Raw genomic sequence first — 13,963 nt, forward strand, 5'->3', positions numbered from 1 at the left:
CCCATGCACCTTGCGTTGGCGTTGTCGCTGCTGTCGCTGGCGGTCTGGCTGGTGCTGATCTTTGCCCGCGCCAGCTTCTGGCGCGTGCGCAAGCCGGCTGCCGCACCGGATCCCGCGGCCTGGCCGGAGGTGGTCGCGGTCATCCCCGCCCGCAACGAGGCCGAGGTGATCGGCCGCGCCGTGGCCGGCGTGCTGGGCCAGCGCTACCGGGGCCGGCTGGCGCTGGTGGTAGTGGACGACCACAGCCAGGACGGCACCGCCGATATCGCCCGCGCCGCCGCCGCGGCCACCGCGCGCGCGCGTGGGCTGACCGTGATCGGCGCACGCGAGCTGCCGGCCGGCTGGAGCGGCAAGGTCTGGGCGCAGTCCGAAGGGCTGGCCGCTGCCGACCGCATCGCCGCGCAGGCCCGTTACGTCTGGCTGACCGATGCCGATATCTGGCATGGCCCCGGCGTGCTGGCCGCGCTGGTGGCGCGCGCCGAGCACGAACGGCGCGACCTGGTCTCGCTGATGGTGCGGCTGCGCTGCGAATCCGCCTGGGAACGGCTGATCGTGCCGGCCTTTGTCTTCTTCTTCGCCAAGCTCTACCCCTTCGCCCGCGTGCGCGATGGCCGCAGCCGCGTGGCCGCCGCGGCCGGCGGCTGCATGCTGGCCAGCCGCGCGGCGCTGGCGCGCATTGGTGGCTTTGCCGCCATCCGCGGCGAGCTGATCGACGACTGCAGCCTGGCCGCGCACATCAAGCCCGGCGGCGCGATCCGCCTGGACCTGGCCGACGACAGCGTGTCGTTGCGGCCCTACAACGACTGGCGCAGCCTGTGGGACATGATCGCGCGCAGCGCTTATACGCAATTGCGCTACTCGCCGCTGCTGCTGGCGGGCGCGGTGTCGGGGATGGTGATTACCTATCTGCTGCCGCCGGTGCTGGCGCTGGCCGGAGGCTGGCGGCTGTGGCCGGCATGGCTGGCGTGGGGCGCGATGGTGCTGGCCTACCTGCCGATGCTGCGCGAATACCGGCAGCCGGCGTGGCTGGCGCCGCTGTTGCCGGTCACGGCGCTGTTCTACCTGGGGGCAACCATCGACTCGGCACGGCGCAACTGGCTGCGGCGCGGCGGGCAGTGGAAGGGCCGGGCACAGGCGCCGGTGCGGTCCTGAGCGCGCGCTGCCGCCCTCAGCCGAGATACCCCTGCGCCCGGAACCACTCCAGCGCGTCCCGCAAACCCTCCTGGTATGGCCGCGGCTGATAGCCCAGCACCTGGCGCGCCTTGTCTGATGTAAAGAACATCCGGTACCGGGACATATTGAGTCCATCCACAGTGATGAACGGCTCCTTGCCGGTAAAGCGCGCCGCCGCTTCCGCCCCGTACGCCAGCGGGTACAGCGGCCAGCGCGGCAGCTGCACCGTCGGCGGGCGCCGGCCGCACAGCTGCGCGATGTCGCGCAGCATCTGCTGCAGCATCACGTCCTGGCCGCCCAGGATGTAGCGCTCGCCGGCCTGGCCGCGTTCCAGCGCCAGGAAATGCCCTTCGGCCACGTCGTCCACATGCGCCAGGTTCAGGCCGGTATCGACAAAGGCGGGGATCTTGCCCGTGGCCGCCTCGACGATGATGCGCCCGGTCGGCGTGGGCCGCACGTCGCGCGGGCCGATCGGGGTGGACGGGTTGACGATGACCGCCGGCAGGCCGCGCTCGGCCACCAGCTTTTCCACCACGCGCTCGGCCAGCACCTTGCTGCGCTTATAGGCGCCGATGGCCTCGTGCGGGCGCAGCGCCGCGGTCTCGTCCACCGGCGCCCGCGCGCCGGCCACGCGCAGCGTCGCCACGCTGCTGGTATAGACCACCCGCTCGACGCCGGCCTGCTGCGCGGCCTCCATCACGGCCAGGGTGCCGTCGACGTTGGTGCGCACGATGTCCTCGGGGTCCGGCGCCCACAGCCGGTAGTCGGCGGCCACATGGAACAGGTAGCGCACGCCCTGCAGCGCGGCGGCCACGGCCCCGGGGTCGCGCATGTCGCCTTCCGCCACGGTCACCGGCAGCCCGGCCAGGTTGGTGCGCGGGCTTTGCGGGCGCACCAGCACGCGCACCCGGAAGCCGCGTGCCAGCGCCCTGCGCGCCACCGCCGAGCCGAGAAAGCCCGAGGCGCCTGTCACCAGCACGTCATCGTTTATCGTCATAAACCCGTTTTCCCGTGAGGCGGAGGCGCTTTGGCCCCCCCCCCCCCCCCCCCGCCAGACAAAGCCGGCGTGTCGGGTATATAGTAACCACCGTGCGACGGAAATGTGATCTGCGGTGGATCTCCGGTGGATGCCGGTGCATTTCCTGTCCCGCCATCCCAAACACTGAAACCCGTTGCAAAGGGTCGGGGGGCTTACTCTATGCAGGTGATTCTTGCTCAGCCCCGGGGCTTCTGCGCTGGCGTGGTGCGCGCGATCGAGATCGTCGACCGCGCCCTCGTCAAGCATGGCGCCCCGGTGTTCGTGCGGCATGAGATCGTGCACAACAAGCACGTCGTAGAGGGACTGAAGGACAAGGGGGCGCGCTTCGTCGAAGAACTGGACGAAGTCCCGACCGGCGCCGTGACGATCTTCAGCGCGCACGGGGTCTCGCGCGAGGTCATCGCCGATGCCAGCCAGCGCCAGCTGCATGCCATCGACGCCACCTGCCCGCTGGTGATAAAGGTCCATACCCAGGGCCGCCAGTACGCGGCCAGCGGCCGCACCGTGATCCTGATCGGCCATGCCGGCCACCCGGAGGTGGAAGGCACCATGGGCCAGATCCCGGGCAAGGTGATCCTGGTGCAGAACGAGGCCGAGGTCGCGCAGCTGGACCTGCCCGCCGACACCCCGGTCGCCTACGTCACGCAGACCACGCTGAGCGTGGACGACACCCGCAATATCATCGCCGCGCTCGGGCGCCGCTTCAGCAACCTGGTCGGTCCCGATACGCGCGACATCTGCTACGCCACGCAGAACCGCCAGAGCGCGGTGCGCGACCTGTGCAAGCTGGCCGACGTGATCCTGGTGATCGGCGCGACCAACAGCTCCAACTCCAACCGCCTGCGCGAGATCGGCACTGAAAGCGGCGTGCCCAGCTACCTGATCGCCGAAGGCGCCGAGCTGGACCCCGCCTGGGTGCGCGACGCCAACGTGGTGGGCATCACCGCCGGCGCCTCCGCCCCCGAGGAAATGGTCGAGGACGTGATCAACGCGCTGCGCCGGCTGGGCCCGGTGGATGTCACCACCATGGCCGGGCGCGAGGAACATGCCGAGTTCCGGCTGCCGCCCGAACTGGCCGACGTTAAGCCGCAATCGGCCCCGCGCAAGGCCGGCAAGGAACCCGCCGCAGTCGCGGCCGCACCGGCCACCGCCAACGAGAATATCGCCGGCTGAACCCAACCAGAGGAAGCTGCCTTGGCTATTCCGCTACTGCAGGTCGCCCGCGTGGGCGCCTACATCGTCGGCAAGCATCTGTCGCGACAGAAACGCTATCCGCTTGCCCTGATGCTGGAACCGCTGTTCCGCTGCAACCTGGCGTGCTCAGGCTGCGGCAAGATCGATTATCCGGATCCCATCCTGAACCAGCGCCTGTCGGTGCAGGAATGCCTGGAGGCGGTGGATGAATGCGGTGCCCCGGTGGTTTCCATCGCCGGCGGCGAGCCGCTGCTGCACAAGGACATGCCGCAGATCGTGCAAGGCATCATCGCGCGGCGCAAGTTCGTCTACCTGTGCACCAATGCGCTGCTGATGGAAAAGAAGCTGGACCAGTACCAGCCCAGCCCGTATTTCATCTGGTCGGTGCACCTGGACGGCGACCGCGAGATGCATGACCGCTCGGTGTGCCAGGAAGGCGTGTACGACCGCTGCGTCGAGGCGATCCGGCTGGCCAAGCAACAGGGCTTCCGCGTCAATATCAACTGCACGCTGTTCAACGATGCCCAGCCCGAGCGCGTGGCGAAGTTCTTCGACTCGGTCAAGGCGCTGGGCGTGGACGGCATCACCGTGTCGCCGGGCTATGCCTATGAGCGCGCGCCGGACCAGCAGCACTTCCTGAACCGCGGCAAGACCCGCCAGCTGTTCCGCGACATCCTCAGCCGCGGCCGCGCCGGCAAGAACTGGGCCTTCAGCCAGTCGACGCTGTTCCTGGACTTCCTGGCCGGCAACCAGACCTACCACTGCACCCCGTGGGGCAACCCGGCACGCACCGTCTTCGGCTGGCAGCGTCCGTGCTACCTGGTGGGCGAGGGTTATGCCACCACCTTCCGCGAGCTGATGGAAGAGACCGACTGGGATGCCTACGGCACCGGCAACTACGAGAAGTGCGCCGACTGCATGGTGCACAGCGGCTATGAGGCCACCGCCGTGGCCGACACCTTTGCCCATCCGCTCAAGGCGCTGGGCGTGAGCCTGCGCGGCGTGCGCACCAGCGGGCCGATGGCGCCCGATATTGCGCTGGACCGGCAGCGGCCGGCGGAATACGTGTTCTCGCGCCACGTCGAGATCAAGCTCGAGGAAATCCAGCGCGCGAAGCCGCGCGCCAACCGGCCGCGGCCGGCCGAGGCCAACGCCGCGGCCACGCACTGACCGCACTGCCGATGGCCGCGGAACTTGCTGCCACCCTCCCAGGCGCTGCGCTGACCTGCGTGTCGGCGGGCTATGCGCTGGCCGCGGCCTGGCTGTCGCACCGCGCGCCGGCGGCAAGCGGCGGCACCGCAACGACGCCGGTCAGCGTGTTCAAGCCGCTGTGCGGCGCCGAGCCCCGGCTGTATGAGAACCTGGCCACGCTGTGCCGGCAGCGGCATCCGTCGTTCCAGCTGCTATTCGGCGTGCGTGCCGCGGACGATCCCGCCATCGCCGTGGTCGAACGGCTGCGCCGCGACTTCCCGGCGTGCGACATCGCGCTGGTGGTCGACCCGCAGGTGCACGGCACCAACCTGAAAGTCAGCAACCTGGTCAACCTGTTCGCACAAGCGAAGCACGATGTGCTGGTGATCGCCGACAGCGATATCGCCGTGCCGCCCGACTACCTGGCGCGCGTGACCGCGCCGCTGGCCGACACCGGCGTGGGCGTGGTCACCTGCCTCTACCGCGGCAATCCGACTGGCGGGCCGTGGTCGCGCATCGGCGCGCAGTTCATCAACGACTGGTTCGCGCCGTCGGTGCGCATCGCCCACGCGGGCGGCTCGCAACGCTTTGCCTTTGGCGCGACGATTGCGCTGCGGCGGGATGCGCTGGAAGCCATCGGTGGCTTCGCAGCCGTGTCCGAGCGGCTGGCCGACGACTACTGGCTGGGCGAGCTGACGCGGCAGCAGGGCTTGCGCACGGTGCTGTCGGAGGTGGTGGTCACGACCGATGTCACCGAGGACCGTTTCACCGACCTGTGGCGGCATGAGCTGCGCTGGCTGCGCACGATCCGCTCGCTGAATCCGCCGGGCTTTGCCTTTACCTTCATCACGTTCACCTGGCCGATGCTGGCGCTGGGTGTGCTGCTGGCGCCACAGCCGCTGGTGATTGCGGTGGCGGCCGCCGGCGCGCTGGCGCGCAGTTTGCTGGCAGGCAGCGTCGCCGCCGCACTGCGCGCACCGTTGCGCGATGCGCTGCTGCTGGCCGGCTGGGCATTTGCGCTGGCAGGCAAGCGCGTGCAGTGGCGCGAGCAGGTGCTGTCGGTGCGCGATGCCCTGCACACCAGTCCTGCGCTGACCCCGAACCAACCTTCATCCACCGGCATCCATCCCCAGAGGCCGCAATGAAAAAAACCCTGTTCCTCCAGGCCCCTTCCTTCGACGGCTTCGACGGCGGCGCGGGCTCGCGCTACCAGGCCAAGCGCGAGATCAAGTCGTTCTGGTACCCGACCTGGCTGGCGCAGCCCGCCGCGCTGGTGCCGGGCAGCCGCGTGCTCGACGCGCCGGCCGACGGCCTGACCGTGCAGCAGACGCTGGATATCGCCGCTGACTATGAACTGGTCATCATCCACACCAGCACGCCCTCGTTCCCCACCGACGCCAAGTTCGCCGAGGAACTGAAGCAGCGCGAGCCGGACGTGATGATCGGCATGGTCGGCGCCAAGCCCGCGGTCGATCCGGGCGGCACGCTGGGTGCCAGCGAGGCCATCGACTTCGTCTGCCGCGAGGAGTTCGACTACACCTGCCAGGATGTGGCCGCGGGCAAGCCGCTCCAGGACATCCTGGGCCTCTCCTATCGCTTGCCGGACGGCTCGCTCGAACACAACGGGCAGCGCCCGATGATCGAGAACATGGACGAGCTGCCCTTCGTGGCGCCGGTCTACAAGCGCGACCTGAAGATCGACAACTACTTCATCGGCTACCTGAAGCACCCCTATGTGTCGATCTACACCGGTCGCGGCTGCCGTTCGCGCTGCACCTTCTGCCTGTGGCCGCAGACCGTGGGCGGGCACCGCTACCGCACGCGCTCGGCCGAAAGCGTGATTGCCGAGGTCAAATGGATCAAGGAGAACATGCCCGAGGTCAAGGAGATCATGTTCGACGACGACACCTTCACCGACTTCAAGCCGCGCGTGGAAGAGATCGCGCGCGGGCTGGGCCAGCTGGGGGTGACGTGGTCCTGCAATGCCAAGGCCAACGTGCCGTACAGCACGCTCAAGATCATGAAGGAGAACGGCCTGCGCCTGCTGCTGGTGGGCTATGAGTCCGGCGACGACCAGATCCTGCTGAACATCAAGAAGGGCCTGCGCACGGACATCGCGCGCCGCTTCACCGAGGACTGCCGCAAGCTGGGCATCCAGATCCACGGCACCTTTATCCTGGGCCTGCCGGGCGAGACGCGCGAGACCATCGAGAAAACCATCGAGTACGCCAAGGAAATCAACCCGCACACCATCCAGGTGTCGCTGGCCGCGCCCTATCCCGGCACCACGCTGTACCGGCAGGCCGTGGAGAACGGCTGGCTCGAGGAGAACAAGGTCATCAACCTGGTCAACGACCAGGGCGTGCAGCTGGCCGCGATCAGCTATCCGCACCTGTCCAGGGAAGACATCTACCACGGCGTCGAGACCTTCTATAAGCGCTTCTACTTCCGCCCCGGCAAGATCTGGGAAATCGTGCGCGAGATGCTGGGCAGCTGGGACATGATGAAGCGGCGCCTGCGCGAAGGCGTGGAGTTCTTCCGCTTCCTGCGCTCGCACGAGGCCTGATCCTGGCCCACGCGCTTTCCTGTGCCTCGCTACGCGCGCTGATCGTCACCGCCGACGACTTCGGCCTGCATCCCGCCGTCAATGAGGCGGTGGAGCTGGCCCACCGCGACGGCGTGCTCAACGCCGCCAGCCTGATGGTGGGCGCGCCCGCCGTGGCGGATGCGGTCGAGCGCGCGCGCCGGCTGCCGTCGTTGCGCGTGGGGCTGCACGTGGTGCTGGCCGACGGCCCGGCCACGCTGCCGCGCGCGCAGATCCCCGACCTGGTCGACGCCGAAGCCCGCTTCGGCTCGGCCATGGCCCTGGACGGCTGCCGCTTCTTCTTCCTGCCGCGCGTGCGCCGCCAGCTGGCGGCGGAGATCCGCGCGCAGTTCGAAGCCTTTGCCGCCACCGGCCTGCCGCTTGACCACGTCAACACGCACAAGCATTTCCACCTGCACCCCACGGTGCTGTCACTGATCCTGTCGATCGGGCGCGACTACGGCCTGCGCGCGATGCGCCTGCCGCGCGAGCAGGGCGCGCCGTTGCCGCTGCGCCCCTGGCTGGCGCTGCTGCGCCGGCGCCTGGACCGCGCCGGCATCGCGCACAATGACTACGTGGTCGGCATCGCGCGCAGCGGGCAGATGGACGAGGCAGCCCTGCTGCAGGCGCTGGCGCAGTTGCCCGCGGGCGTGGGCGAGATCTACCTGCATCCGGCCGTGGTCTCTGGCGAGGCCATTACCGCATCGATGCGCGGCTACCGCCACGCCGACGAACTGGCCGCGCTGCTGTCGCCGCGCGTGCGCGCCGCGCTGGAGCGCGCGGCCAACCGGCGCGGCGGCTTTGCCGACGTGCTGGTGCCCTGATTTTTCAAGATGAAACGCATTGCTTACCTGACCGGGCTGATCGGCCTGCTGGCGCTCACCGCACTGGTGATCCATCAGGGCGCCGGCGATATCGCCGCCATCGTGGCGCAGGGCGGCTGGCTGCTGCTGTTGCTGGTGCCCCTGCACGCACTGCCGCTGCTGCTCGACGCGCAAGCCTGGCGCGTCCTGCTGACCTCGGCCGCCCCCGAGGAGAAGGCGGGGCTCGGTTTCCTGTGGTGGGTCGCCACGGTGCGCGAAGCGGTCAACCGCCTGCTGCCGACGGTGGGGGTCGGCGGCGAACTGGTCGGCATCCGCCTGACGCGGCTGCGCATCCGCGACACCACCGCGGTGACTGCCAGCATCGTGGTCGAAGTGATGGTGACGCTGTTCTCGCAGTACCTGTTCTCGGCCATGGGGGTGCTGCTGCTGGTGGCCGCGCTGCAGGACAGCGGCGGGGCCTGGGTCATCCTGGCCGGGCTGCTGCTGTCATTGCCGGTGCCGGTGCTGTTCGCGCTGTCGCTGCGGCACACCGCGATCTTCGAGAAACTGGAAGGCGCGGCGCGCAAGCTGTTTGGCGAAGATCACCGCGTCGTCGCCTTGATCGACGGTGCGCGGCTCGATGCCCATATCCGCGCGCTCAACCGGCGCCGGCGCGAGCTGCTGGCGGCACTGGGCTGGCAACTGGCAGGGCTGGTCAGCGGCACGCTGGAGATCTGGCTGGCGCTGATGCTGCTGGGCCATCCGGTGCCGGTCTGGCAGGCGCTGGCAATCGAATCACTGACCCAGGCCGCGCGCCACGTGGCCTTCTTCGTGCCCGCCGGGCTGGGCGTGCAGGAAGCGGTGGTGATGCTGCTGGGGCAGGTGCTGGGGATGGATGCGCAGGTCTCGCTGGCGCTGGCGCTGGTCAAGCGCGCGCGCGAGATCCTGTTCGGCGTGCCCGCGCTGCTGTCATGGCAATGGGTGGAGTTGCGCCACTGGCGGCGCAACCGCGACACCGGCCACGCCGCGCCCTGATGGCGTGCGGCGCTCAGGTGTCGGATGCCTGGCGCGCGTTGTGGGTGGTCAGGTACTTCACCAGCCCGTCGACCCCGCTGCGCGCGACGATGTCCGCAAACTGCTTGCGGTACACCTCGATCAGCCACGCCCCCATCATGTTGATGTCGTAGATCTTCCAGCCGTTGGCTGTGCGCTGCAGCCGGTAATCGATCTGCATCTCGTCGGCATTGTTGATCACGCGCGTCTGCACCACCACATCGGTGGCGCCGCTGCCGGACTTGACCGGCTGGTAGCGGAACTTGACGTTCTGCTCGCGCAGCTGCGCCAGCGACACCGCATAGCTGCGCACCAGCAGCATCTGGAACTGCTCATGGAGCTGTTGCTGCTGTTCCGGCGTGGCGGTGCGCCAGGCACCGCCAACCGCCAGCCGCGTGGTGCGCTGGAAATCCGTGTAGGGCAGGAACTGCTTCTGGACCACCGCGGTAATCTTGGCGAGGTCGCCGGCGCGGGTGTCGGGATGGGACTGGATGGTGCCGATCACGCCCTCCACCGCGGCCTGCACCAGCCGCTCGGGGCTGGCGCGCAGGTCGCCGGGCTGGACTGCCTGGGCGTGCGCTACGGAAACCATGGCCACCGCCGCAAGCGGCGCCAGGTGAAGCAAACCGTGAATCGTCATGGATATGAGAGCCAGGAAGGACGGTGAAGCGGCGCCGGCGCTGCAGCGCCGGTGCCAGGCTGACAGTTTATAGCGGATCGGCCTGAATCGCGGATGCCCGGGCCGCGCATGCCGCATGCGCCACGCTGCCAGCCGATATACTCGCGGTTCGTGCTCCTTCCGGATCCGCCCATGCTGACTTCGCTGCTGACACGCATTGTCCGGCTTGCCACCGCCTGGCCGTGGCGCGTCATCATCCTGGCGGCATTGCTGACCGCCGTCAGCGGCGTCTACGTGGCCCGCAACTTTGCGATCAACACCGACATCGGCCGCCTGCTGGAATCCGACGCCCCCTGGGCGGTGCGCGATGCCGCCATCGGCGACGCCTTTCCCCAGCGCAACCAGTTGATCCTGGCGGTGGTGCAGGCGCCCGCGACCGAGCTGGCCGACGCCGCCGCCGAGGCGCTGGCCGAGGCGCTGCGCCGCCAGCCGGCACGCTTCACCGCGGTCAGCCAGCCCGGCGGCGGCCCGTTCTTCGCGCGCAACGGATTGCTGTTCGCCAGCACCGATGAAGTGCGCCAGCTCACGCAGCAGCTGGTGCAGGCACGCCCGCTGGTCAACGCGCTCGCACATGACCCGACCCTGCGCGGCCTGTCCGATCTCCTCACCACCACGCTGACGCTGCCGCTGCAGATGGGGCAGGTAAAGCTGGGCGACATGGCCAGGCTGCTGGGTAGCAGTGCACGGACACTGGACCAGGTGCTGGCCGGCAAGCCCGCCGCGCTGTCCTGGGCAGGGCTGCTCGACGACAGCCTCAAGCCCGGGCCCGATGGCCAGGTCTACAGCTATATCGCGCTCAGCCCGGTGCTGGACTACAGCGACCTGCAGGCCGGGGCCGCCGCCTCGCGCGCGGTCCGGCAGGCGGCGGCCGAGCTGCAGCTGGCGCAGCGCTACCAGGCCACGGTGCGGCTGACCGGCCCGCAGGCGCTGGCCGACGATGAATTCGCCTCGGTCAGCGACGGCGCCGTGCTCAACGGCGTGCTGACGGTGCTGGTGGTGGTGCTGATCCTGTGGCTGGCCTTGCGCTCGGCGCGGCTGATCGTTGCGGTGCTGGCCAGCCTGTTTGCCGGGCTGCTGATCACCGCCGCGCTGGGGCTGGCCATGGTTGGCGCGCTGAACATGATCTCGGTGGCGTTCGCGGTGCTGTTCGTCGGGCTGGGGGTGGACTTCGGCATCCAGTTCGGCGTGCGCTACCGCGCCGAGCGCCACGACCGCGACCATATCGTCGAAGCGCTGGGGCTGGCCGCGCGCGCGGTGGGCGCGCCGCTGGCGCTGGCCGCCGCGGCCACGGCGGCGGCGTTCTTCTGCTTCCTGCCCACCGACTACCGCGGCGTGGCCGAGCTGGGGCTGATCGCGGGCGTGGGCATGATGGTGGCATTTGCCACCACCTTCACGCTGCTGCCGGCGCTGATCTGCGTGCTCAAGCCCGGCGGCGAACCCGAGGCGCCGGGCTTCGCGTGGCTGGCGCCCGCGGACCGGTTCTTCGACCGCTATCGCAAGCCGGTGCTGCTGGTCACCCTGCTCGCGATCCTGGCAGGTGCGCCGCTGCTGCCGCACCTGCGCTTTGACTTCGACCCGCTGCACCTGAAGGACCCCAGGTCCGAATCGATGGCCACGCTGCTGGCGCTCAAGGACGCGCCGCAGGCCGGCACCGACGATGTCAGCGTGCTGGCGCCTTCGCTGCCGGCCGCGCGCGATCTGGCCGGCAAGCTGGCGGCGCTGCCCGAGGTGGCGCGCGCGGTCACGCTGCAGACTTTCATCCCCGCAGACCAGCCGACCAAGCTGCAGGCCATCGGCCAGGCCTCGGCCGCGCTGATGCCGGCGCTGACGCAGCCCGCCGCCACGCCCGCCACCGACAGCGCGCGCGTCAATGCGCTGCGCAATGCCGCGCGGCAGCTGGCCATCGCCGCCGACGAACATCCCGGTCCGGGCGCGGCCGACGCCGCGCACCTGTCCGCCACGCTGAAGCAGCTGGCAGCCGCCGACGCCGCCACGCGCGACCGCGCCGAGCGCGCCATCGCCGTGCCGCTGCAGCTGGCGCTGGCACGGCTGCAGCTGGCGCTGGGCCCGCAGCCCGTCAGCGAGCAGACGCTGCCGCCCGAACTGGTGCGCGACTGGATCACGCCGGACGGGCGCGCGCTGGTCAACGTCAGCCCGAAGCTGCCGCCGCCCGCCAGCGCGCAGCGCGAGGCCGCGCTGGACCGCTTCATCACCGCGGTGCAGCGCGTGGAGCCGGCCGCCACCGGTGGGCCGATTGCGATCCGCGGCTCGGCCGACACCATCATGGCCGCCTTTGCGCAGGCCGGCATCTGGGCGGTGGTGTCGATCACCATCCTGCTATGGATCACGCTGCGTCGATTCGGCGATGTGTTGCGCACGCTGATACCGCTGCTGGTTTCGGCCATCGTCACGCTGGAGTTGTGCGTGCTGTTCGGCATTGCGCTGAACTTTGCCAATGTGATCGCGCTGCCGCTGCTGCTGGGCGTGGGCGTCGCGTTCAAGATCTACTACGTGATTGCCTGGCGGCACGGCAAGACCCAGCTGCTGCAGTCCAGCCTGACGCACGCCGTGCTGTACAGCGCGGCCACCACCGCCACCGCTTTCGGCAGCCTGTGGCTGTCGCAGCATCCCGGCACCGCCAGCATGGGCAAGCTGCTGGCGCTGGCGCTGGCGTGCACGCTGGTCGGCGCGGTGTTCTTCCAGCCGATCCTGATGGGCCGCCCGCGCGAAGGCGCCCATCACAAACATGACAAGGCCGCCCGGTCATAATCACCAGCCCGATGCGGCCGACCCCAATCCCCTTCGTACGATGCCTTTACGCCAGCGCGCTACATCCGTTGCCACCACCGCCATTGCCGCCGCCCTGCTCGCCGGCTGCGCCACCGGACCGCAAGCCAGCCCCGACGATCCGCTCGAGCCGATGAACCGCGCGGTCTTCACCGTCAACGACAAGCTCGACCAGTACGTGGCCGTGCCGGTGGCCAAGGGCTACAAGGCGGTCACGCCGGAGCCGGTGCGCACCGCGGTCACCAATTTCTATTCGAATATCGCGGACATCGGCAACTTTGCCAACAACCTGCTGCAGGGCAAGGGCGTTGAGGCAGCGGAGAGCTTCATGCGGGTCGCGATCAATTCCGTGCTGGGGATCGGCGGACTGATCGACATCGCCACGCCCGCCGGGCTGCAGAAGCATTCGCAGGATTTCGGCCTGACGCTGGGCACGTGGGGCGTGCCGTCGGGACCCTACCTGGTGCTGCCGCTGTTCGGCCCCAGCTCATTCCGCGACGGCGTGGGCCTGTATGTGAATTTCCAGTTCGACCCGACCACCTATGCCGAGCCGGCGGTGCGCAATTCGCTGTTCGGGATGAACGTGGTTGACGTGCGCACCAACCTGCTGGGCGCCACCGACCTGCTGAAGCTGGCGGCGCTGGACAAGTACGCCTTTGTGCGCGATGCCTACCTGCAGCGGCGCCGCTACCTGCTGGGAGAGAACACGTCGCTGCCAGACTACGACGAAGACGACGACGGCGGCACGGCCGCAGCGCCCGCCGCGGAGGCGCCGGCGGGCACGCCTGCGCCCGCGCAGCCGCAGGCGCCGCGCTGACGCGGGGTCTTAGCCGCCGATCCCCAGCAGCACCACCTCGAAGGTAAGCGTGGCGTTCGGCGGGATCGTTCCCGGCACGCCGCGCGCGCCGTAGGCCGTGGCCGGCGGGCAGGTCAGCTTGGCCTTGCCGCCCACCTGCATCGCCTGCACGCCTTCGGTCCAGCACGGGATCACGCGGTTGAGCGGGAACGAGATCGGCTGGCCGCGCTTGTACGAGCTGTCAAACTCGGTGCCGTCGGCCAGCGTGCCGCGGTAGTGAACCTGCACCGAGTCGGTGGCCTTGGGCGAGGCACCGTTGCCCTTGATCAGGTGCTGGATGGTCATGCCCGACGCCAGCGTCTGCGGCGCCGCCGCGGGTGCGGCCGGGGCCGAGGCGGCCGGGGCGGCAGCGGAGGCGGCGCAGGCTAAGGTCAGGGTGCCGAGGAAAAGCGCAAGTGTTTTCATGGGAAACCTGGTCGTGAGGTCGTGATTGGGGATGCGGCAGTTTAACCGACACACGGCAACGATATGGCGGCAGCGGCATATAGCGCACAACGCACCCCCGCCGTGCGCCTTGCGGTGGGCATGGTGCGGCGCACCCCGCCGCATCCGTTACACGGGGCGTTTTGCCGTCTACGATGGTTCGTGACAGCCCCGCTGCCGC

Annotated in this window: 12 protein-coding genes; 9 read left to right on the forward strand and 3 right to left on the reverse strand. The window is 69.5% G+C overall.

Translation table 11 applies throughout. The annotated features are described in order from the left end of the window. Positions 1-3 precede the first annotated feature (3 nt). Entirely contained in the window at positions 4-1,152 is a 1,149-nt protein-coding gene (locus tag AC3WON_RS15110) for a glycosyltransferase (RefSeq protein WP_492352145.1), read from the forward strand. A 16-nt stretch (positions 1,153-1,168) separates the two neighbouring features. Here AC3WON_RS15110 and hpnA read toward each other — a convergent pair whose 3' ends face one another. Then, positions 1,169-2,170 (reverse strand): hopanoid-associated sugar epimerase, encoded by a 1,002-nt coding sequence (gene hpnA, locus AC3WON_RS15115; protein ID WP_492352146.1) that lies wholly within the window; start codon positions 2,168-2,170, stop codon positions 1,169-1,171. Between the two features lie 201 nt (positions 2,171-2,371). Between hpnA and ispH the strand changes: the two genes are divergently transcribed. The 6 genes from ispH to AC3WON_RS15145 are packed head-to-tail and all read left to right on the forward strand — an operon-like array spanning position 2,372 to position 9,019. Continuing rightward, positions 2,372-3,385 (forward strand): 4-hydroxy-3-methylbut-2-enyl diphosphate reductase, encoded by a 1,014-nt coding sequence (gene ispH, locus AC3WON_RS15120; RefSeq protein ID WP_010810967.1) that lies wholly within the window; start codon positions 2,372-2,374, stop codon positions 3,383-3,385. A 21-nt stretch (positions 3,386-3,406) separates the two neighbouring features. Then, positions 3,407-4,576, forward strand: coding sequence for an adenosyl-hopene transferase HpnH (gene hpnH, locus AC3WON_RS15125; RefSeq protein WP_492352147.1), 1,170 nt, complete (start codon positions 3,407-3,409; stop codon positions 4,574-4,576). An 11-nt stretch (positions 4,577-4,587) separates the two neighbouring features. Beyond that, on the forward strand, positions 4,588-5,742 hold the full coding sequence (gene hpnI / locus AC3WON_RS15130; RefSeq protein WP_492352148.1) for a bacteriohopanetetrol glucosamine biosynthesis glycosyltransferase HpnI: 1,155 nt from the start codon (positions 4,588-4,590) through the stop codon (positions 5,740-5,742). Beyond that, the gene (gene hpnJ / locus AC3WON_RS15135; protein ID WP_492352149.1) at positions 5,739-7,163 is read left to right on the forward strand and encodes a hopanoid biosynthesis associated radical SAM protein HpnJ; all 1,425 of its coding nucleotides are present in this window, start codon (positions 5,739-5,741) and stop codon (positions 7,161-7,163) included. The genes hpnI and hpnJ overlap by 4 nt, the downstream gene beginning before the upstream one ends. Positions 7,164-7,201: 38 nt before the next feature. After that, positions 7,202-8,005, forward strand: coding sequence for a hopanoid biosynthesis-associated protein HpnK (gene hpnK / locus AC3WON_RS15140; RefSeq protein ID WP_492317431.1), 804 nt, complete (start codon positions 7,202-7,204; stop codon positions 8,003-8,005). A gap of 9 nt (positions 8,006-8,014) precedes the next feature. Continuing rightward, entirely contained in the window at positions 8,015-9,019 is a 1,005-nt protein-coding gene (locus AC3WON_RS15145) for a lysylphosphatidylglycerol synthase domain-containing protein (protein ID WP_492352150.1), read from the forward strand. Between the two features lie 13 nt (positions 9,020-9,032). On the opposite strand, the gene AC3WON_RS15150 is transcribed toward AC3WON_RS15145, so the two are convergent. Next, positions 9,033-9,677, reverse strand: coding sequence for an MlaC/ttg2D family ABC transporter substrate-binding protein (locus AC3WON_RS15150; RefSeq protein WP_492317197.1), 645 nt, complete (start codon positions 9,675-9,677; stop codon positions 9,033-9,035). Between the two features lie 171 nt (positions 9,678-9,848). On the opposite strand from AC3WON_RS15150, the gene hpnN reads away from it, so the two are divergent. Further along, a complete protein-coding gene (hpnN, locus tag AC3WON_RS15155) occupies positions 9,849-12,485 on the forward strand; it encodes a hopanoid transporter HpnN (RefSeq protein ID WP_492352151.1) in 2,637 nt (878 codons plus the stop codon). A gap of 40 nt (positions 12,486-12,525) precedes the next feature. Next, positions 12,526-13,320 carry an MlaA family lipoprotein gene (locus AC3WON_RS15160; RefSeq protein ID WP_010810959.1) on the forward strand — a complete coding sequence of 265 codons (795 nt, stop codon included), beginning with the start codon at positions 12,526-12,528 and terminating at the stop codon, positions 13,318-13,320. Positions 13,321-13,329: 9 nt separating this feature from the next. On the opposite strand, the gene AC3WON_RS15165 is transcribed toward AC3WON_RS15160, so the two are convergent. After that, positions 13,330-13,764: an FKBP-type peptidyl-prolyl cis-trans isomerase gene (locus tag AC3WON_RS15165; protein ID WP_010810958.1), complete on the reverse strand. Its 435-nt coding sequence runs from the start codon at positions 13,762-13,764 to the stop codon at positions 13,330-13,332. Positions 13,765-13,963 lie beyond the last annotated feature (199 nt).

The sequence above is a fragment of the Cupriavidus sp. FW305-46 genome (genome assembly GCF_058787075.1).

What these genes read in the sequence shown, in the direction of transcription:
- AC3WON_RS15165 (WP_010810958.1), bottom strand. Translation starts at nt 13,764, where the DNA reads ATGAAAACACTTGCGCTTTTCCTCGGCACCCTGACCTTAGCCTGCGCC.
- ispH (WP_010810967.1), top strand. Translation starts at nt 2,372, where the DNA reads ATGCAGGTGATTCTTGCTCAGCCCCGGGGCTTCTGCGCTGGCGTGGTG.
- hpnA (WP_492352146.1), bottom strand. Translation starts at nt 2,170, where the DNA reads ATGACGATAAACGATGACGTGCTGGTGACAGGCGCCTCGGGCTTTCTC.
- AC3WON_RS15110 (WP_492352145.1), top strand. Translation starts at nt 4, where the DNA reads ATGCACCTTGCGTTGGCGTTGTCGCTGCTGTCGCTGGCGGTCTGGCTG.
- hpnN (WP_492352151.1), top strand. Translation starts at nt 9,849, where the DNA reads ATGCTGACTTCGCTGCTGACACGCATTGTCCGGCTTGCCACCGCCTGG.
- hpnI (WP_492352148.1), top strand. Translation starts at nt 4,588, where the DNA reads ATGGCCGCGGAACTTGCTGCCACCCTCCCAGGCGCTGCGCTGACCTGC.
- AC3WON_RS15145 (WP_492352150.1), top strand. Translation starts at nt 8,015, where the DNA reads ATGAAACGCATTGCTTACCTGACCGGGCTGATCGGCCTGCTGGCGCTC.
- hpnJ (WP_492352149.1), top strand. Translation starts at nt 5,739, where the DNA reads ATGAAAAAAACCCTGTTCCTCCAGGCCCCTTCCTTCGACGGCTTCGAC.
- AC3WON_RS15160 (WP_010810959.1), top strand. Translation starts at nt 12,526, where the DNA reads ATGCCTTTACGCCAGCGCGCTACATCCGTTGCCACCACCGCCATTGCC.
- AC3WON_RS15150 (WP_492317197.1), bottom strand. Translation starts at nt 9,677, where the DNA reads ATGACGATTCACGGTTTGCTTCACCTGGCGCCGCTTGCGGCGGTGGCC.